Origin of the sequence: Pontibacillus yanchengensis (genome assembly GCF_009856295.1) — a bacterium.
Lineage (GTDB): Bacteria > Bacillota > Bacilli > Bacillales > BH030062 > Pontibacillus > Pontibacillus yanchengensis_A.
Genome location: NZ_WMEU01000004.1, coordinates 427,217 through 446,787 on the forward strand (window position 1 = coordinate 427,217; position 19,571 = coordinate 446,787).

Here is a 19,571-nt window from a genome sequence, read left to right on the forward strand (position 1 = left end):
CGATGACAAACCATGAACAAAACTTTATAGATGAGAATGAGCAGGTTACTCAACAGGATGACAACAAGTTAAAGCAAGTAACAAATGGGAAACTTGATATGCCTTTATATCACGTGAATAAAATTCTATTTGTGTTGTACGAAGAAAACCAAGCCCTTCATCTAGTGAGGCAGTATTGTTTTATGACAACGTGTGATGAGAATAAACGCATGGGTCTCGAATTCTTATATTGGAATGGCTTCTTTGAAGCGTTGCCTATTTTGATTGAGAAGAATTACCAATCTGAAAACCCCATCAATCAACAATGGGCTTGGATTTACGGTGTCATGTTGGATCGACTCAAAAATAGACCTGATCCATATGAGTACATGGAAAAGGTAAAGAAAAAAGGATTCATTGATGCAGACCTTCAATGTTTGTCTACTTTTCTAATGGTTTATGCGTATTTTGAATTGCATCAATTCGGAAAGCTGGGTACGTATCTGGAGCAAATCCAATCCCATTTAGAGCGAATGGAACAAAACTTTTTACAAGACATGTTTACCGATCGCTATTATGAACTCGTTTTTCAATATCATTGGCGTCGAAATGAACTATTGATCGGTCGTAAATTTGCCTATCATTTTATGAATCGATCTAATAATCTGTTCAAAAAGACACAGATGCACATCCAACTGGCGGAGACGTATGTATTTGAGAGCTATGAACAGGCGATGTTTCATATTCAAGAAGCACGTTCCATTGCAAAACGACGAAATGACAGCTTTTCCATAAAACTTATCGAAAGCCGCACAATACCCTTTATAGCAGCAGTGAATGAAAAAGCAGAAGGCATCGTGACAACTTACCTTCCAGAAAAAGCACATGTGGCCATAGTAAACGGAGATGTGGAAACAGGCATAGCTATATTAGAAAGCTTTGAAGAGCTCACCCCGTTTCAACAATATTACTTAGGCAAAGCCACCCAAAACAAACTATACCTTCAAAAAGCTCATGATCGTCTCTTAAACGAACAAAGTGATTACTTTTTTGCAAGATTACCTTTGCGAGAATTACAAAAACTACAACAACATACCTACTATCAAAACGGCTAGCTGGAAATGGAGGCAAGTCGTTTTTTAATTTTTGGTTCTCTCTGGAGTGCGTTATGCTCTCTTCAAACCGACTTATGCTCTCCCCATCACCTCATGCCCCCTTACCTACTGTTTTCACCAATTCATCTCAACTTCAACTCTTCAATATTATACCTTGATTATTGAATAATTTATGTCTTCGATTTAATCAACTAAAGGAAAAACCAGCATTTACAAGCTACTACCTAACCTCCATCTATTGTATTTTTGACGTGGAATTCTTATAATGGTTAAGTTAAGGACATTGTACGTTTGCAAATCGTAAAAAGAGGTGACATCCGAATTGTCAGATGAACGCACGCCGATACAGGTTAAATTGGTGACGGAAATTAAAAACCAAGACCATACAGATGAGATTGTTGTAGAAGAATCAGGGGATTTTATTCATAAAGGCAATGCCTACATTTTGCGCTTTACAGAGCATCATGATGAAGAACAACCTATTGATAATTTAGTCACGATTCATCCGGACAAAGTGATCGTACGTCGGACCGGCCCCGTTCGTATGAATCAAGTGTTCCGCGAGAATGCCATAACAGAAAATGTGTACTACCATCCTTATGGTAAATTTCATATGCAAACCACCACGAAATCTATTACGCTTGAGGAATCTTCCGATCAGATAAAGGGTAAGCTGATGATCAGCTATGATTTAGAAATGAATGGACAGGACAAGCAAGGGCATCGTTTATCACTACGTTATAACGAGGAGGGCCAATCATGAATATCGTAGAACAAACAGAACAAAGGCTGAAGGATGAAATTATCCAAGCCGTCTTAAAAGCTGAATTGGCAACAGAAAGCCAGTTACCACCAGTAGTTTTAGAACAACCGAAAGATAAAAATCACGGCGACTATGCCACTAATATGGCCATGCAGCTAGCGAAAATAGCTAAAAAAGCACCTCGCCAAATTGCGGAGGATATTGTTGCACACTTTGATACATCCAAAGCGTCCATTGATAAAATGGAAATTGCCGGACCTGGATTTATTAACTTTTTCATGGACAATCAATACCTTACAAACCTAGTACCGACCATCCTAAAAGCTGGCGAAAGCTACGGTTCTAGCATGGTTGGAAATGGCCACAAGGTACAGGTAGAGTTTGTATCTGCGAATCCAACAGGGGTGCTTCACCTTGGACACGCTCGTGGAGCTTCTGTTGGGGATGCAATGTGCAACATTATGGCAAAAGCAGGCTATGATGTAGCCCGAGAATACTATATTAATGATGCAGGAAATCAGATTAATAACCTGGCTACTTCTGTTGAAGCTCGTTATATGCAAGCACTTGGTGATGATTTCCCGATGCCTGAGGATGGCTATCATGGGAAGGATATTATTGAGCTTGGCGAAAAACTCGTAGAAGAGTATGGGGACGAGTGGAAGCATAAATCAGAAGATGAACGTCTATCTTTCTTCCGTGACTACGGCTTGAAGTATGAACTGAAGAAGATTGAACAAGATCTAGAAGAGTACCGCGTTCCGTTTGACCATTGGTTCTCTGAGACATCCTTATACAATGAGGGCAAAGTAGAAGCCATCGTTGAAACGCTTCGTGATAAAGGTTATGTCTATGAGCAGGACGGCGCAACATGGTTCCGTTCAACGGACTTTGGCGACGATAAAGATCGCGTGCTCATCAAGAATGATGATACGTACACGTACCTGACACCAGATATCGCCTATCACAAAAATAAGCTAGACCGTGGTTTCGAAACGCTAATCAATATCTGGGGAGCCGACCACCATGGCTATATCCCACGTATGAAGGCTGCAATCCAGGCTCTAGGTTATGATGAAGATACGCTAAAAGTTGAGATTATTCAAATGGTCAACCTATTCCAGGATGGCGAAAAAGTGAAAATGAGTAAGCGTACAGGTAAAGCCGTTACGCTACGCGAATTGATGGAAGAGGTCGGCATCGATGCGATGCGCTATTTCTTCGTTATGCGTTCCAGTGACTCTCATTTAGATTTTGATATGGACTTAGCGAAATCTGAATCAAATGACAACCCTGTCTTTTATGTACAATATGCACACGCGCGTATTTGCACGATGCTTCGTCAGGCAAGTGAAAAAGGGTTCGAACTTACCGAAGCCATTGATCCTTCTCACTTGAATTCTGAAAAAGAAGAAGCACTTCTGAAGCGTTTAGGAGACTTCCCGCAAACCGTTGCAGACGCAGCACAAAAACGCACACCACACCGCGTGACGCAATATGTGTTCGACCTAGCATCTGATTTGCATAGTTTCTACAACGCAGAAAAAGTAGTCGACGAAAACCAGCCAGAACGCACGAAAGCACGTGTAGCTTTAATGGAAGCGACAAGACAAACACTTCAAAATGCACTGAAATTAATTGGCGTATCTGCCCCAGAACGCATGTAAAAGAATGAAGCTCCCAGCACGGACGGTGCTGGGAGTGTTTTGTGCTGTTGGATATCTAGAGTGGAATTTTGGCTTTGGAGCGACTTTCTGAGGATATGGGCGAGAATTGAAAAATAGGAGCGAGCCTCCTTATTTCCATGAAAAATATTTATGATAGTTGTGAAATCGCATACAATAATAGGTGGACGTTACATAGAAAGAGGAGGTAACAAAGTGAAAACAATCATTTTAGCACTTATAACAGGATTTATAGTAGGATTTGTGTTTGCATTATTTAAATTACCCATCCCAGCTCCGCCGGCGCTTGCAGGTGTGATGGGGATTGTCGGGATTTATGCTGGGTTCAAAGTATATAGTATGGTTTCACCAATGCTAGAGTCGATGTTCAAATAAAGGTTAAAAATCGATTTCGCCACCAGCGATTCGTTTTACACCACGAATAGAGGCCAGCTCTTCTACAAGTTGTAGGAGTGCTAGGTCTTTTTCTTTTGCTTCAATCATGACATCCAGAATGTCCGTTTTTTGTTTGCATGCCTTTAAAAAGGGGAGAGCAAACTGGAGATCAATGCGGTCCGCGTGACTTCGGTATTCCTTGTCGTTTTTAGGGGAGGATAGATGTACTTTTGGTGGATAACCGGTGTAATCCCATGTGTTAAAAAGTCGTTTCAACAGCTCTTCATAAGGGACTTCGCTTGGATTCGCTTGCTCATGATGATAATCAAACATAACTGGAATCCCCTTATCCTCCGCAACTTGCAGGGTTTCTTCGCTCGTGTACGTTTTATCATCATTTTCGATTGTCATCCGTGCTTTCACTTCCTCAGGCATCTGGTGGATTTGGTTTTTAAAACGTTCGATTGCCGAGGTTTTATCTCCGTAAGCACCTCCTATATGAATATTGATAAACCCTTCATCTTCAAGCCCCATTGCTTCGAGCATTTGATAGTGATACATCATATCACGTACTGAATTTTCGGTGACATGCTGTTTATCGCTTGTGAACACCGTAAATTGGTTAGGGTGAAAACTAATACGCAGTTGCCCTTCTTTAACAATATGCCCAATCTCTTCCCAATGCTCTCTAAAAGGAGTTTGAAAGTCCCATAGTACTTCTGGATGCGTTGCAAGCGGTACGATAGAAGAAGATAAGCGATAGAGTGGAATCTGGGCAGCCCGATTAAACAATAAAGCTCGTTTCGTATTATATAGATTGGCCAGTGTCACTTCCCGCAACTTTTCTTCTCGTTCCACCTTGCTTAATTGCTTATATCGTTTGAATGTTAGCGTTCTGGCAGGTACCGCCTCCCACAGCGAAAGGGTGTGTGAGACGTAGCCAAATCGAATTCTCATATTCTTACTCCTTTAATCATGGCTTGATGAATGATGCTTAGTGTTAAAAAATAAGCTTTTATGTTCTAAAATCTGTACAAGGATGAAACCTTCCATGCCTAATAAGGTTTTAGGAGTCAGGGGAATCGGCCTTGTTATGAGTGGCTTTTTCGATATAGGGTCGAGAATTGGAAATAAGAGCGACAATACCGATATATGAGCGAGCCGCCTCCAATCGGACCGGTCTCGCCAGCCCAAACTTATAACAAAGGACGGACCAAATAAGCTAATCCTATTCTTATTTTTGTGCCTAAATTGAATAATTGGGTGTAGTGGTCATCAAATGGTTGGCTATCTTGGACATCACGTAAGTAAGCTAAGCGCAAGTCCATGACAAAACGTTTGTTAAAGATAAGCGTATTGACCTCTTTGTTTAAGAACAAACTTCTTCGATCAAAATTGGCTGTTCCAATGTCGCATAGCTCTTGATCAATGATGATAACCTTTGCATGATAAAAGCCTAAATCAAAAAAGTATACTTCGCCGCCAGCTTTACGAACTCTGGATAAGTATGGAAGGCCAGCTTCTTTGACAAAAAGGTGGTCGGCTTTCATAGGAACAATCACTTTCACATCCACACCACGGTCCATTGCACTGAGTAAGGCCTTCATCAAACGTTCGCTTGGGATGAAGTAAGGAGTTCCAATGAAAATTTCGTCTTGAGCTTGTTGGATCAAGGTCATAAATACATCTTCCAGTTGCCCTCCATCAGTAGAAGTAATCTCTACTTCTTTACTCCCTTCTGAGGTAGGTTCTGGGATGTGATCATAGGATTCACCAGTATTTAAATACCAATCATCAAAGAATGTGATTTGCAAATCTTTTACGACATCTCCGATGAGGCGTAAATGGTAATCGCGCCAGTTACCTAGTTCTGCATCACGTCCTAGATACTCTTGCCCCATATTAAAGCCACCTACATATCCTATTTCATCATCAATGATTGTGATTTTACGGTGGTTTCTCCTTTGAATCCGGTAATATAGAAAAGGAAATTTCGGAGTAGAAGAAAAAGTAAACTCTATTCCTGCTTGTTCCAACTGTTTTACCGTCGCTTTGTTAATGCGGAAACTTCCAATTCGATCGACCATCAACCGGACTCGAAGGCCTTCTTGAGCCTTTTTCTTTAACAATTCAAGAAGCTCATGGCTTATATCATCATCTTTCACGATGAAGAACATGACATTGATTTGCTTTTTGGCATGACGGAGATCGTCAAATAAATCAGTGAACAACTGATCACCGTTCGTGTACAAGTTATAATCGCCCGTTGTAGGTTCGAAGTCTAAAAATCGAAGGTTCTTGATATGATTTCGTTTTCCTAATTGATAATCCAAGAAAAGTAGACATGAAATGAAAAAAATAATCGATATAATTACAATTAGTGCGTACAAATGACAGCGTCTCCTTCCGCGTTATAAGAACCTTTTTAAAGATATACTCTAGTAGCATTCCCTGAATTGGATAATTATCAACATGAAATTATCTAGGAAAGTTGTTGACTGAATGTTCATTCATTATTAATATTAAAGTATAGAATTCAGAAAATTTTTGTTGGTTTTATGATTTTTAGGTAGGAGGTACGGAAAGGTTTAAGTATAGAAATATGGAGGGGGAAGGAAGATGGGTTTGCTGTTGGTGAACTGGATTTTGTTTTTAGCAATTACGATTTATGCACTCTATATATTCGTACGAGTTGTGCGTACACGAATCGCGTATATTCAGTTAGGGCAAAAGATAGATTTTGATTTACAGCTGAAAAAACGTGTGAATGACTTGATTGTGTATGTATTTGGCCAGAAAAAATTGATAAAAGATAAAAAATCAGGCGCGATTCACGTCATGATGTTTTATGGATTTATTCTTGTGCAATTTGGTGCCATTGACTTTATTGTTAAAGGACTCGCTCCAGGATCTCATTTGCCATTTGGTCCATTATATTCTGGATTTGTCTTTTTCCAAGAGCTTGTAACATTAATGATTGTTGTGGCGGTTATATGGGCATTTTACCGTCGTTATATAGAAAAGCTAGTCCGTTTAAAACGAGGATTTAAAGCGGGGCTTGTACTTATTTTTATTGGTGGGTTGATGCTTTCTGTATTAATTGGAAATGGCATGGAGCTCATCTGGCATGGGGAAGAAGGAACATGGACAGAACCTGTAGCGACAACGATTGCTGCCGCATTCGGTTGGATGGGGAGCACAGCTGCTGCTGTTGTATTCTTCTTAAGCTGGTGGGTGCACCTACTTATTTTACTAACATTCTTAGTCTATGTACCTCAGTCTAAGCATGCTCACTTATTAGCCGGTCCTGTAAACGTATTCATGAATCAGGACAAGCGCACTGGTAAATTAGAGAAGATTAATTTTGACCTAGAAGAAGAGGATGAAGAGAACGTATCCTTTGGAGCAGGAAAGATTGAAGACTTCACCTATCTACAAATGATCGACCTTTATGCTTGTGTGGAATGTGGGCGTTGTACCAATGTCTGTCCGGCTACTGGAACAGGAAAAATGTTATCACCAATGGACTTAATTATTCGTTTACGTGATCATTTAACAGAAAAGGGTGCAGCTGTTACAGGTCAATCCCCTTGGGTTCCTGCAGGCGCATTCTCCAACACAGAAGGGAATCAGTTAGCTCAAATGGCTCGTACCGCTCAAGGTCAAGGCCAACAAGAAACAGCAGCTAGCCTTGAAAATGTAGAAAGCTCTACCTTAATTGGTGATGTTATCACAGAAGAAGAAATTTGGGGCTGTACGACATGTCGTAACTGTGAAGATGCTTGTCCTGTTATGAATGAGCACGTGGATAAAATTATTGACCTTCGCCGTTATTTAGTTTTAACAGAAGGTAAGATGGATCAGGAAGCACAGCGTGCCATGATGAACATTGAACGTCAAGGTAATCCTTGGGGGCTGTCTAAGAAGGAACGTGAAAATTGGAAGGACGAAGATGAAAGCGTTCGCATACCAACGGTTAAGGAGCTTGAGAAAGAAGGCGAAGAATTCGAATACCTATTCTGGGTTAGTTCGATGGGCTCTTACGATAACCGAAGCCAAAAGATTGCCATGTCTTTTGCCAAGCTTATGAACAAAGCTGGTGTTAAGTTCGCTATCTTAGGTAACAAAGAACGTAACTCTGGTGACACAGCACGCCGTATTGGTAATGAGTTTTTATTCCAAGAGCTTGCTGAAAAGAACATTAAAGACTTTGAGAAGCATGGTGTGAAAAAAATCGTAACGATTGATCCACACGCATATAATGTGTTCAAACGAGAATACCCTGACTTCGGATTTGAAGGGGAAGTATATCATCATACAGAGCTATTAGCCGAACTTGTGAAAGAAGGCAAATTGCAACCGAAGTACGATGTAAATGAAACGATTACCTATCACGATTCTTGCTACCTAGGTCGCTACAATGAAGTCTATGAACCACCTCGTGATATTTTGAAGATGATCCCAGGTGTAAACGTAGTCGAAATGCAGCGTAATCGACAAAACGGTATGTGTTGCGGTGCCGGTGGCGGCATGATGTGGATGGAAGAAAAATCAGGTAACCGTATCAACGAAGCACGAACAGAACAAGCCTTAAACGTTTCCCCAACGACAATTTCAAGCGGCTGTCCTTATTGCTTAACGATGTTAAGTGATGGAACAAAAGCGAAAGAAGTGGAAGAAACGGTAAGCACGAATGACATAGCTGAAATCTTAGCACGTTCGATTTTTGGAGATGAAAAAGAGGAAAAGACAGCATAAATGTCGAAATAAAAGAAAAGGCGGAAGCGTACGTTAGTTGCTGTGCGCTGGAGCTAGATAGGTAAAAGCCAAGGAAAGTGTACAGGGAAGTCCGTACACTTTCCTAATGATTGTATATTGAGCGAGCGTTCAATCAAATTTTTTTGCTGATATGTGAAAGCGTTATCAATTGGGAGGAGGAATAAACATGGCTAAAACAGTGATTGTATCGGGTGCAAGAACACCTTTTGGAAAATTAGGGGGTAGCTTAAGTACGATTACAGCTTCGGAACTCGGTGGAACGGCCATTAAAGCAACCCTTGAACGTGTCGGATTTAACCCTGAGCTTGTAAATGAAGTAATTATGGGATCCGTTCTTCAAGGGGGACAAGGGCAAATTCCTTCACGACAGGCAGCGCGTCACGCGGGTTTGCCTTGGGAAGTAAAGACAGAAACCATTAATAAAGTATGTGCATCTGGTATGAGGAGTGTCACGCTAGCTGATCAACTGATTCGAGTTGGGGATGAGCAAGTCATTGTAGCTGGTGGTATGGAAAGCATGAGCAATGCCCCATATTTTATGCCGAAAGCACGTTGGGGATTTCGCATGGGCGATCAATCCGTGAAAGACTTAATGATGCATGACGGACTGACGTGTACATTTAACGGCGTTCACATGGGCAACTACGGAAATGAAACTGCTGAAGAATATGAATTAAGTCGGGAAGAGCAGGACAAATGGGCATATCGAAGTCATCAATTGGCAACGAAAGCAATAAATGACGGAAAGCTCGCTGAAGAAATCACGGAGGTGGAGGTCCCTCAACGAAAAGGTGACCCTATTAAAGTAGATACAGATGAGGCCCCTCGTCAGGACACAACCGTTGAGGCACTAAGTAAGCTTCGTCCTGTGTTTGGTTCAAACGGTACAATTACAGCAGGTAACGCTCCAGGAGTGAATGATGGTGCTGGCGCCATGCTATTAATGTCAGAACAATATGCATATGAACATGGATATGAGCCAATGGCAACGATTTTAGCTCGCGATGAAGTAGCTGTAGAAGCCAAGGATTTCCCAAAAACACCTGGCCTTGTTATTAATTCTCTGTTAGAAAAAACCGGTAAGAAGATGGAAGACATCGATTTATTCGAAGTCAATGAAGCGTTTGCCGCTGTTTCATTAGCAAGTGGTAAGATTGCGGGTCTTGATCCGGACAAAGTAAACGTAAATGGTGGCGCTGTTGCGCTAGGCCATCCAATTGGAGCAAGTGGTGCCCGTATAATACTGACATTGATGTATGAATTGAAACGTCGTGGCGGAGGCATTGGAATTGCAGCCATTTGCAGTGGTGGCGGTCAAGGAGACGCTGTCATGATAGAAGTTCCGAAACAATAAAAAACAAAAGCTCGGAGCGCCTTGGTCACCCACGACAGGCTTAAGGCAAGCCTTGAATTGGCGTTCTTTGTGCCACAGCAAGGATTGACTTAAGACCCCGAGGTGGTAGGCGCTAGAGCTGGACGTCGCCTATATACGTATTAAGTTATACACAAGCCAACATTTTTATCGTTTCACTATACAAGAACAATTTATAGAGAAAGAGAAAGGGGTAGGAAAGATGGCCATAAATACAGTAATGGTAATTGGTGCAGGTCAGATGGGGGCAGGGATTGCACAGGTTTTTGCCCAATCAGGTTTTGACGTAAAGCTGAACGATCTTCAAGAGGAAGCTTTGGAAAAAGGGAAAGCAGGTATTGAAAAACGGTTAACCAGAGCCGTTGAAAAAGGTCGGATGACAGAAGATGATAAAACATCTACATTAAGTCGGCTAGCTACAACAACGACACTGGCTGATGCACATGATTGTGACTTTGTCATTGAAGCGGTAGTGGAGAACATGGATGTGAAGAAGAAAGTGTTTTCTGAACTGGATACCCATTCGCCAGCTCATGCCATTTTAGCTTCCAATACTAGTTCTCTACCAATCACAGAGATAGCAGCTTCTACGAGCCGAGCAGATCAAGTTATTGGCATGCACTTCATGAATCCTGTTCCAGTCATGAAGCTAGTCGAGATCATTCGCGGTCTCCAGACAAGTGATGAGACGTATCAAGCGATAGAAGATATGACAAAGCAACTTTCCAAAACACCAGTAGAAGTGCGCGACTTCCCAGGCTTTGTATCGAATAGAGTGCTTATGCCAATGATCAATGAAGCCATTTATACCGTATATGAAGGGGTGGCAGAGCCTGAAGCAGTTGATGAAGTGATGAAACTAGGGATGAATCACCCAATGGGCCCTCTAACCCTTGCTGATTTTATCGGCCTAGACACATGCCTTTATATCATGGAAGTCCTTCATGAAGGGTTTGGGGATAGCAAATACCGTCCATGTCCATTGCTACGCCAATATGTTCAAGCAGGTTGGCTTGGTAAGAAATCAGGACGAGGATTCTATCAATACGAAAGCTAAGAGCGGAGGAGAAAACATGAACCTAGAATTTACAGAAGAACAAGAGATGATGCGCAAAATGGTTCGTGACTTCGCCCAAAAAGAAGTCGCTCCCATTGTCGAGAAGATGGATAAAGAAGATTACTATCCAACAGATCTCGTGAAAAAAATGGGGGAGCTTGGGCTTATGGGAATCCCGATTCCTGAAGAATATGGAGGAGCGGGAATGGATTTTACGTCTTATATCATCGCCATTCACGAGCTTTCCAGAGTGAGTGCTTCTGTAGGTGTTATTTTGTCTGTGCACACCTCGGTAGGCACCAATCCAATCCTATATTTTGGATCGGAGGAGCAAAAGAAAGCTTATATTCCAAAACTTGCATCAGGTGAATACATTGGAGCATTTGCTCTTACCGAACCAGGTGCAGGATCGGATGCAGGATCATTAAAAACGAAGGCTATAAAAGACGGGGATCACTACATTCTGAACGGCTCCAAAGTTTTTATTACAAATGGGGGCGAAGCGGATACATATATCGTATTCGCAAGAACGAATCCAGACGCTGGTAGTAAGGGTGTGTCCGCTTTTATTGTAGAAAAAGGGACACCTGGATTAGAAATTGGTAAGAAGGAAAACAAAATGGGCATGAATGGATCCAGTACCGTGTCATTAAGTTTTGATAACTGTAAAGTACCTACCTCGCAACTGTTAGGGAAAGAGGGTGAAGGATTTAAGATTGCCATGGCCAACTTGAATATTGGCCGAATTGGTATTGCGGCACAATCCCTAGGCATTGCGGATGCTGCTTTGGAGGAATCCGTCTCATATGCCAAGGGGAGAGAGCAATTCGGAAAGTCGATTGCTCAGTATCAAGGCATATCTTTTAAACTAGCAGACATGGCTACAGCGGTTGAGGCTTCAAAACTATTAACCTACAATGCCGCAAGTCTTCGTACGAGAGGTGTAGATTGTGGGAAAGAATCCTCTATGGCGAAAATGCATGCATCACAAACCGCGATGAGCGTAACGACGGAAGCGATTCAAGTGCATGGAGGTTACGGCTATACAGAGGATTATCCAGTCGAACGCTTTTTCCGGGATGCGAAAGTGTGCGAGATTTACGAAGGAACAAATGAAATTCAGCGTATTGTCATTGGAAAACATTTATTTGAAGGGAAATAGGGGGAGAAGACATGAATTTTCAATTAACAGAAGAGCAAGAGATGCTTCGTAAAATGGTCCGTGATTTTGCTAAGAATGAAGTAGAACCAACAGCTGCCGAGCGAGATGAGGAAGAACGCTTTGATCGCGAAATTTTTGACCAAATGGCTGAATTAGGACTTACTGGGATTCCATGGCCGGAAGAGTATGGTGGAATTGGTTCGGACTTTGTGAGTTACGTTATTGCGGTAGAAGAGCTTTCAAGGGTATGTGCTTCAACAGGTGTAACGCTATCCGCTCACATCTCATTAGCAAGCTGGCCACTATACAAATACGGAAATGAAGAGCAGAAAAAGACATTTCTATATCAATTAGCTCAAGGAGAAAAACTTGGTGCGTATGCGTTGTCAGAGCCAGGTGCTGGTTCAGACGTAGCTTCCATGAAAACGATGGCCAAAAAAGATGGCGACCACTATGTCCTTAATGGGAATAAAGTTTGGATTACGAATGGCGGGGTTGGCGATATTTACATTGTGTTCGCCAAGACCGATGCGGACGCTAACCATAAAGGCATTAGTGCATTTATCGTTGAAAAAGGAACGCCAGGATTTACGTTTGGAAAGAAAGAGAAGAAGCTTGGTATCCGTTCTTCTCCAACAACAGAACTTATTTTCGAAGATTGTAAGATTCCAGCGTCCAACCTACTTGGAAACGAAGGAGATGGCTTTAAGATTGCCATGACTACGCTGGATGGTGGCCGTAATGGTATTGCAGCTCAAGCTTTGGGGATCTCTCAAGGTGCGCTAGATGCGGCTGTTGGCTATGCCAAGGAACGGGAACAATTCGGAAAACCAATCGCACAAAATCAAGGTATTTCCTTTAAGCTAGCGGATATGGCAACAGATATTGAATCAGCTCGTTTATTAACCTATCAAGCTGCATGGCTAGAATCAGAAGGGAAGCCATATGGAAAAGCTTCCGCAATGTCGAAGCTATTTGCCGGAGATGCAGCGATGCGCATTACAACCGAGGCAGTGCAAGTATTCGGGGGATATGGCTATACAAAAGATTACCCAGTTGAACGGTATATGCGTGATGCGAAAATCACTCAAATCTACGAAGGTACAAATGAAATTCAACGTCTTGTTATTGGTCGAATGCTTACGAAAGAGTAGAGAGGAAGGCGATTATGCACGAGCTTGCTGAACGAATCCAACAACGAAACCTGCGAGCATTAGCAAGAGCCATCACTCTTATTGAAAATGATGATCCTGACAAACTGGATTTACTGAGTGATTTATTTTCGATACAAAAGCAGGCTCATTACATTGGCATAACAGGATCGCCTGGTGCCGGAAAGAGTTCGCTTGTGAATCGGATGATTTCTTTTTTACGTGCTCAAGATCTTACGGTGGCCGTCATAGCTGTCGACCCAACAAGCCCATTTAGTGGTGGAGCGTTATTGGGCGATCGGGTACGCATGAATGACCACTTTACGGATCCAGGAGTGTTTATCAGGAGCATGGCGACAAGAGGGAGTCTAGGAGGATTATCTCGAGCTACTAAAGATACCATTCGTGTCTGTGATGCATACGGATTTGATGTCATTTTAGTGGAAACAGTTGGTGTAGGACAGTCAGAACTAGACATTATGAAAGTAGTCGATACAACTTCTGTAGTGCTCACGCCGAATAGTGGCGACGTCTTGCAGATTTTCAAGGCAGGCATTATGGAAATTGCTGACTTATTTATTATCAACAAAGCGGACCTACCTGGTGTGCGAAAATTAAAGACCCAGCTCGAGGAGTTTATGATGATTAGTAACTCCAAAGGTTGGCAAGCACCCATCGTCCAAACCGTATCTACAGAAAACAAGGGGATAGAAATGCTATGGGAAGAGATGAAGCGGCATCGAACGTATCTATACGAAACGAATCTTGGCAAAGAACAGCGGAAAAAGCAACTCGTTCATGAAGTGTATGACCTGATGAGAGAAGAGTTGTGGCAATCGATTGAAGATTTTGTTGAAAGCGATAACACAAAACGTGAGCAGTTGGAGAACGTAGATGCTGACCCTTATCAAATGGCGAAGAATTGGTTAGAGGAGTGGAAGCAAGGGGGAGGTTGAGGTAACAGTCATGAAAAAAGTACCCTCATCAATCAAAGACGAGAAGCTCATAAAAATGCGTCGTGATCAAATGATCAAAGGTGCCGTAGCTTTATTTAAAGAAAAAGGATTTCACAAAACAACAACACGAGAGATTGCCAAAGCTTCTGGATTTAGCATTGGCACCCTATACGAATACATTCGAACGAAGGAAGATGTTTTGTTTCTTGTATGTGATTTTATTTATGAGCATGTAAAAGAGCGGATGGAAAGCATCATTGATATGAATGACACCAACACACATAGCTTGAAAGGTGCGATTCGAGCTTATTTTCAGCTTATGGATGAGATGCAGGATGAAGTCGTCGTCATGTATCAGGAAGTGAAATCCTTATCGAAGGAAGCACAGGAGTATGTGTTACAAAAAGAGCGAGATATGTTGAACTTACTTGAACATGTTATTCGTCATAGCTTGCCAGAACCACTTTCTGACCTCGACATGGAACTGACTGCTAACAACATTTTCGTTCAAGGACAAATGTGGGGCTTTCGCCGTTGGATGCTACATAAGCATTTTACGATCGAGAGCTACACCGAAAGACAAATGCATTTCTTATTTCAGGGGCTACCGATTCCTGAAAAAGCTTAACATGATAGGAGGAACTGGTATGGAAAAAGCTCAAGTTTATGAGCCAAAGAACGCTATTCGTTTTGTCACAGCGTCGAGCTTATTTGATGGCCATGATGCGTCCATTAACATTATGCGTCGTATCTTACAGTCTAGTGGTGCAGAAGTCATTCATTTAGGACATAACCGTTCGGTGGAAGAAGTGGTGAATGCAGCGATTCAAGAGGATGCGCAAGGAATTGCGATTTCATCCTACCAAGGTGGACACGTAGAGTATTTTAAATACATGGTTGATTTATTGAAGGAAAAAGAGGCATCTCATATCCAAGTTTATGGTGGGGGCGGCGGGGTTATTATCCCTCGAGAGATTACCGAGTTGCATGATTACGGGGTAGCGCGTATCTACTCTCCAGAAGATGGTCGCGAACTTGGCCTACAAGGAATGATCAACCTCATGCTGGAGCAGTGCGATTTTCAAACGCCATTAGATGTAGAAAAAGATTTACAACGCCTTACGGAAGGGGATAGCCAATCCATCGCGCGTTTTATTTCCTATGTAGAAAATACCGCAGGGCAAGAACATGGAGCAGCTGCCGCTCTGGAAAAAGTGTTAGATACGCAGAAGAAAGCCGCCCCTGTATTGGGTATTACGGGAACAGGCGGAGCAGGGAAAAGCTCGTTAACTGATGAGCTCATCCGTCGCTTTTTAAATGAAGTGCCCGACCGCAAAATTGCGATTCTATCCGTTGATCCGACCAAGAAGAAAACAGGTGGCGCATTACTAGGAGACCGTATTCGTATGAATGCAATATTCTCCGATCGCGTATATATGCGCTCCTTAGCAACACGTGATTCAAGGAGTGAGCTTTCCAAAGCGATACAAGAAGCGATTGATGTTGTGAAAGCTGCCGGGTTTGATTTTATTATCGTGGAAACGAGTGGTATCGGGCAAGGAGACGCAGCGATCACCGATGTAACAGACCTGTCCATGTATGTGATGACAGCTGAATTCGGAGCTCCTTCTCAGCTAGAAAAAATCGACATGATTGACTTCGCTGATTTTATCGTTATTAACAAATTTGAACAAAAGGGTTCAGCAGATGCGCTTCGCCAAGTTCGCAAGCAATATGAGCGTAGCCATATGATGTTCCACGAAGACCAAACAGCATTCCCTGTGTACGGAACCATTGCGAGTCAGTTTAATGATCCCGGCACCAATACGCTGTTTGCGGCCCTCATTGATAAAATGAATGAGGCGTATGGATGGGAAGAGTCCACGCCTTTTGAACGAGTAACAGACGTGGAAAAGCAAAACTTAATTATCCCTCCAGAACGACGCCAATATTTACGCGATATCGTGCAAACGGTTCATAATTATCATGATAAGGCTGAAGAGCAAAGTGATATCGCTCGTAAGTGGTATCAAGTGAAAGGGACATCAGAACTCGTTGAGGATACCTCTTCAAAAGAAACAATGGAGAACCTTGCAGCGGAGTATGAACAAAAGCTAGAGCCAGCCAATAAGCACATGCTGGAAGAGTGGGACGAAGTCAAAGAGCGTTACGCCCAAGACGAAATGACGTTCAAGATTCGTGATAAAGAAATTACCATGGATTTGAACACGGAAAGCTTATCCGGCTTGAAAGTACCAAAAGTAGCGTTACCTCATTATCATGACTGGGGAGACCGTTTACTATGGTTGCTGAAAGAAAATGTTCCAGGCGCATTTCCATTCACCGCAGGCGTATTTCCATTCAAACGAAAAGGGGAAGACCCAACGCGCCAATTTGCGGGTGAGGGCACGCCAGAACGGACGAATCGTCGTTTCCACTATCTATCAGAAGGAGAGCCAGCCAAGCGCTTAAGTACAGCGTTTGATTCGGTTACCTTATATGGAGAAGACCCAAATGAGCGTCCAGATATTTACGGAAAAGTCGGCGAGAGTGGCGTATCGATTTGTACACTGGACGATATGAAGAAGCTTTATGCAGGATTTGACTTATGTAATCCAACTACATCTGTATCCATGACCATTAACGGCCCAGCACCGATCATTTTGGCAATGTTCTTTAACACAGCCATCGATCAGCAAATCGACATGTTCAAAGAGCAAGAAGGACGAGAACCTTCTGCTGAAGAGCGAGCGAAGATAAAAGATGAAACCATCTCGGTCGTTCGAGGTACTGTACAAGCGGATATTTTAAAAGAGGATCAAGGTCAAAATACGTGTGTTTTCTCTACCGAATTTGCCCTGCGTATGATGGGAGATATTCAGCAATACTTTATAGATCAACAAGTGAAAAACTATTACTCTGTATCGATTTCTGGCTATCATATTGCCGAAGCCGGCGCAAACCCAATCACTCAGCTTGCCTTCACACTCGCTAATGGGTTTACGTATGTAGAGTACTATTTAAGTAGAGGGATGGACATCAACAAATTCGCACCAAACCTTTCCTTCTTTTTCTCAAATGGCCTAGACCCAGAATATACCGTGATCGGACGTGTCGCTAGGCGCATTTGGGCAATCACGATGCGTGACAAATATGGTGCAAATGAACGAAGCCAAAAATTGAAATACCATATCCAAACATCTGGCCGTTCCTTACATGCTCAAGAAATTGATTTTAATGATATTCGTACAACACTACAGGCGCTTATTGCGATTCAAGACAACTGTAACTCCCTACACACCAATTCGTACGATGAAGCGATTACCACACCTACAGAAGAATCGGTTCGTCGTGCCATGGCGATTCAAATGATTATTAACAAAGAGTTTGGCTTGACGAAGAATGAAAACTCTCTACAAGGATCCTTTGTCGTAGAGGAGCTTACGCAACTAGTAGAAGAAGCTGTATTACAAGAGTTCGAACGCATTAACGAACGTGGCGGTGTACTAGGAGCTATGGAACGACAGTATCAACGAGGCAAGATTCAAGAAGAATCTCTCTACTATGAAGGGAAAAAGCATAGTGGTGAGCTTCCAATCGTAGGCGTAAACACGTACTTGAATCCAAATCCATCATCAGAAGATGACATTAACTCCATGCAATTAGCACGTGCATCGAAGGAAGAAAAAATGCACCAAATCAACTCATTGAGAGAGTTCCAGCAGAATCACTCCGATGAAACAGAAGCAGCACTCCAACGTCTAAAGCAAGTAGCCGCTGGAGGTGGCAACGTCTTTGAAGAGTTGATGGAAACCGTAAGAGTCGCCAGCCTAGGCCAGATTACCAACGCTCTCTATGATGTGGGCGGACAATATCGTAGAAATATGTAAGCAGAAGGCGCCCATATAGGGGGCGCCTTTTTGTGTGGGAGGAGAATTGGCAGCGAATTATACATTTCGGGCGAGTCGCTGCGAAATCGGGGGAGGCCCGGCGTAATTGGACAGTCGCTCCGATATTCGAAAAGTTGCTCGCAAATCGGGCAGAGTCGCTCCAAAATTCGCATCAACCTCCTGTGGTGAACCACCGTAACATAATGAGTAGATCCTTATTAGTATAAAAAACACCATATCTGAACAGATTGAGCCTAAAATGTTTCCCTATCCTATAAAAAGGTAATAGTAAAATCTGAAATAATAGCGTTTATGTCTAGCATAAACATTATTGAATTGTTTATAATGTATGGTAGGCTTGATTCGGAGTAACGTAGATTTTATACTTGTGAAGCGTATGAAAAAGAGTGGGAGTAGCGGATTGATAAGTCTTCTCCGTCTTTTCACACTTTCAGAGGTTTACATCACTTAAAAGATTGCATAAGTGCAACTAGGCTTCTGACTGTGCCAAAGGCTTGTCCATCGACAAGTTTTCTTTACATGTTTATGAATAAATTTTTGATATAAAGGGAGTGCTGGACGTGAGCTTTAAAAACTATAGCCACGACGAGATTGCTGAAATGTCTATGATTGAGATCGTAAATGAGATTCTATCAGACGAAAAGCAAGCGCTAGATTTTAACGAATTAATGGATAAGTTAGCTGCAGCAAAAGGGTTTAATGAGGAGCAAAAGAAAGCTCGTATTGCTCAATTGTACACAGACATGAATACAGATGGTCGTTTTATGACGATTGGTTCAAATATGTGGGGACTGAAGCGTTGGTATCCAGTAGAACAACAAGAAGAAGAAGTACAGGCCCCTGTGAAGAAGAAGAAAAAGAAAAAAGCAGCTGCTAAGAGTAAGAAGAAAGAAGTTGAACCAGAAGAAGATATCGTAGAAGACGATATCGAAGAGGATCTAGACCTAGACGATGAAGAACTAGACCTAGGTGAAGATGGCGAAGAAAACAGTGGCTTAGATGAAGATTTTGACTTAGATGAAGAAACAGAATCTGGTTATACTGAAGGCGAAGAAGACAATAACGTCTTTGGTGATGATGATGAGGAAGATGACAGTGATGATAATAGCGAGGATGACAGCTATTATAAGGATAAGAAAGAGGAAGAATCATAATCATCTTGACTTTATAGAGTGATATCAGTATTATTTTATTTGGGCTCTTAAATTGAGATCGTTATATAAGGCGCTCCCGTATTATTACGGGGGCGCTTTTCTTATTTTATAT

General features: G+C 42.2%; 15 protein-coding genes. 13 read left to right on the forward strand and 2 right to left on the reverse strand.

What is annotated here, in order from left to right; translation table 11 throughout:
• Positions 1 to 2 precede the first annotated feature (2 nt).
• The 4 genes from GLW08_RS14540 (at position 3) to GLW08_RS14555 (ending at position 3,917) form a co-directional block, all read left to right on the forward strand.
• Positions 3 to 1,094, forward strand: a complete 1,092-nt coding sequence (locus tag GLW08_RS14540; protein ID WP_160849358.1) for an AimR family lysis-lysogeny pheromone receptor — start codon at positions 3 to 5, stop codon at positions 1,092 to 1,094.
• Between the two features lie 322 nt (positions 1,095 to 1,416).
• Positions 1,417 to 1,857, forward strand: a complete 441-nt coding sequence (locus GLW08_RS14545) for a DUF1934 domain-containing protein (RefSeq protein WP_160849359.1) — start codon at positions 1,417 to 1,419, stop codon at positions 1,855 to 1,857.
• On the forward strand, positions 1,854 to 3,524 hold the full coding sequence (argS, locus tag GLW08_RS14550; RefSeq protein WP_160849360.1) for an arginine--tRNA ligase: 1,671 nt from the start codon (positions 1,854 to 1,856) through the stop codon (positions 3,522 to 3,524). The genes GLW08_RS14545 and argS overlap by 4 nt, the downstream gene beginning before the upstream one ends.
• Before the next feature lie 213 nt (positions 3,525 to 3,737).
• Positions 3,738 to 3,917, forward strand: a complete 180-nt coding sequence (locus tag GLW08_RS14555) for a DUF1427 family protein (protein ID WP_160849361.1) — start codon at positions 3,738 to 3,740, stop codon at positions 3,915 to 3,917.
• Between the two features lie 3 nt (positions 3,918 to 3,920).
• Here GLW08_RS14555 and uvsE read toward each other — a convergent pair whose 3' ends face one another.
• Positions 3,921 to 4,874: a UV DNA damage repair endonuclease UvsE gene (uvsE, locus tag GLW08_RS14560; RefSeq protein WP_160849362.1), complete on the reverse strand. Its 954-nt coding sequence runs from the start codon at positions 4,872 to 4,874 to the stop codon at positions 3,921 to 3,923.
• Positions 4,875 to 5,113: 239 nt separating this feature from the next.
• Positions 5,114 to 6,307: a cardiolipin synthase gene (gene cls / locus GLW08_RS14565; RefSeq protein ID WP_160849363.1), complete on the reverse strand. Its 1,194-nt coding sequence runs from the start codon at positions 6,305 to 6,307 to the stop codon at positions 5,114 to 5,116.
• Between the two features lie 229 nt (positions 6,308 to 6,536).
• Here cls and GLW08_RS14570 point away from each other — a divergent pair, with 229 nt between their 5' ends.
• From GLW08_RS14570 to rpoE, 9 genes are all read left to right on the forward strand, one after another.
• Positions 6,537 to 8,675 carry a (Fe-S)-binding protein gene (locus tag GLW08_RS14570; protein WP_160849364.1) on the forward strand — a complete coding sequence of 713 codons (2,139 nt, stop codon included), beginning with the start codon at positions 6,537 to 6,539 and terminating at the stop codon, positions 8,673 to 8,675.
• A 187-nt stretch (positions 8,676 to 8,862) separates the two neighbouring features.
• Positions 8,863 to 10,050, forward strand: a complete 1,188-nt coding sequence (locus GLW08_RS14575; RefSeq protein WP_160849365.1) for an acetyl-CoA C-acetyltransferase — start codon at positions 8,863 to 8,865, stop codon at positions 10,048 to 10,050.
• Positions 10,051 to 10,270: 220 nt separating this feature from the next.
• Complete coding sequence (locus GLW08_RS14580) at positions 10,271 to 11,125, forward strand: 3-hydroxybutyryl-CoA dehydrogenase (RefSeq protein ID WP_160849366.1); 855 nt, start codon at positions 10,271 to 10,273, stop codon at positions 11,123 to 11,125.
• A gap of 16 nt (positions 11,126 to 11,141) precedes the next feature.
• Positions 11,142 to 12,287 (forward strand): acyl-CoA dehydrogenase, encoded by a 1,146-nt coding sequence (locus GLW08_RS14585; RefSeq protein WP_160849367.1) that lies wholly within the window; start codon positions 11,142 to 11,144, stop codon positions 12,285 to 12,287.
• A gap of 11 nt (positions 12,288 to 12,298) precedes the next feature.
• Positions 12,299 to 13,441, forward strand: coding sequence for an acyl-CoA dehydrogenase (locus tag GLW08_RS14590; RefSeq protein ID WP_160849368.1), 1,143 nt, complete (start codon positions 12,299 to 12,301; stop codon positions 13,439 to 13,441).
• A 14-nt stretch (positions 13,442 to 13,455) separates the two neighbouring features.
• Positions 13,456 to 14,394 carry a methylmalonyl Co-A mutase-associated GTPase MeaB gene (meaB, locus tag GLW08_RS14595; protein WP_160849369.1) on the forward strand — a complete coding sequence of 313 codons (939 nt, stop codon included), beginning with the start codon at positions 13,456 to 13,458 and terminating at the stop codon, positions 14,392 to 14,394.
• A gap of 10 nt (positions 14,395 to 14,404) precedes the next feature.
• The gene (locus tag GLW08_RS14600) at positions 14,405 to 15,022 is read left to right on the forward strand and encodes a TetR/AcrR family transcriptional regulator (RefSeq protein WP_160849370.1); all 618 of its coding nucleotides are present in this window, start codon (positions 14,405 to 14,407) and stop codon (positions 15,020 to 15,022) included.
• 19 nt (positions 15,023 to 15,041) lie between these two features.
• Positions 15,042 to 18,284, forward strand: a complete 3,243-nt coding sequence (gene icmF / locus GLW08_RS14605; protein ID WP_160849371.1) for a fused isobutyryl-CoA mutase/GTPase IcmF — start codon at positions 15,042 to 15,044, stop codon at positions 18,282 to 18,284.
• 581 nt (positions 18,285 to 18,865) lie between these two features.
• The gene (rpoE, locus tag GLW08_RS14610; protein WP_160849372.1) at positions 18,866 to 19,459 is read left to right on the forward strand and encodes a DNA-directed RNA polymerase subunit delta; all 594 of its coding nucleotides are present in this window, start codon (positions 18,866 to 18,868) and stop codon (positions 19,457 to 19,459) included.
• Positions 19,460 to 19,571 lie beyond the last annotated feature (112 nt).

Bases quoted from the DNA above. Each gene is read 5' to 3' on its own strand.
- GLW08_RS14580 (WP_160849366.1), top strand. From the start codon at position 10,271: ATGGCCATAAATACAGTAATGGTAATTGGTGCAGGTCAGATGGGGGCA.
- GLW08_RS14585 (WP_160849367.1), top strand. From the start codon at position 11,142: ATGAACCTAGAATTTACAGAAGAACAAGAGATGATGCGCAAAATGGTT.
- GLW08_RS14570 (WP_160849364.1), top strand. From the start codon at position 6,537: ATGGGTTTGCTGTTGGTGAACTGGATTTTGTTTTTAGCAATTACGATT.
- icmF (WP_160849371.1), top strand. From the start codon at position 15,042: ATGGAAAAAGCTCAAGTTTATGAGCCAAAGAACGCTATTCGTTTTGTC.
- GLW08_RS14590 (WP_160849368.1), top strand. From the start codon at position 12,299: ATGAATTTTCAATTAACAGAAGAGCAAGAGATGCTTCGTAAAATGGTC.
- GLW08_RS14600 (WP_160849370.1), top strand. From the start codon at position 14,405: ATGAAAAAAGTACCCTCATCAATCAAAGACGAGAAGCTCATAAAAATG.
- uvsE (WP_160849362.1), bottom strand. From the start codon at position 4,874: ATGAGAATTCGATTTGGCTACGTCTCACACACCCTTTCGCTGTGGGAG.
- argS (WP_160849360.1), top strand. From the start codon at position 1,854: ATGAATATCGTAGAACAAACAGAACAAAGGCTGAAGGATGAAATTATC.
- meaB (WP_160849369.1), top strand. From the start codon at position 13,456: ATGCACGAGCTTGCTGAACGAATCCAACAACGAAACCTGCGAGCATTA.
- GLW08_RS14540 (WP_160849358.1), top strand. From the start codon at position 3: ATGACAAACCATGAACAAAACTTTATAGATGAGAATGAGCAGGTTACT.
- GLW08_RS14575 (WP_160849365.1), top strand. From the start codon at position 8,863: ATGGCTAAAACAGTGATTGTATCGGGTGCAAGAACACCTTTTGGAAAA.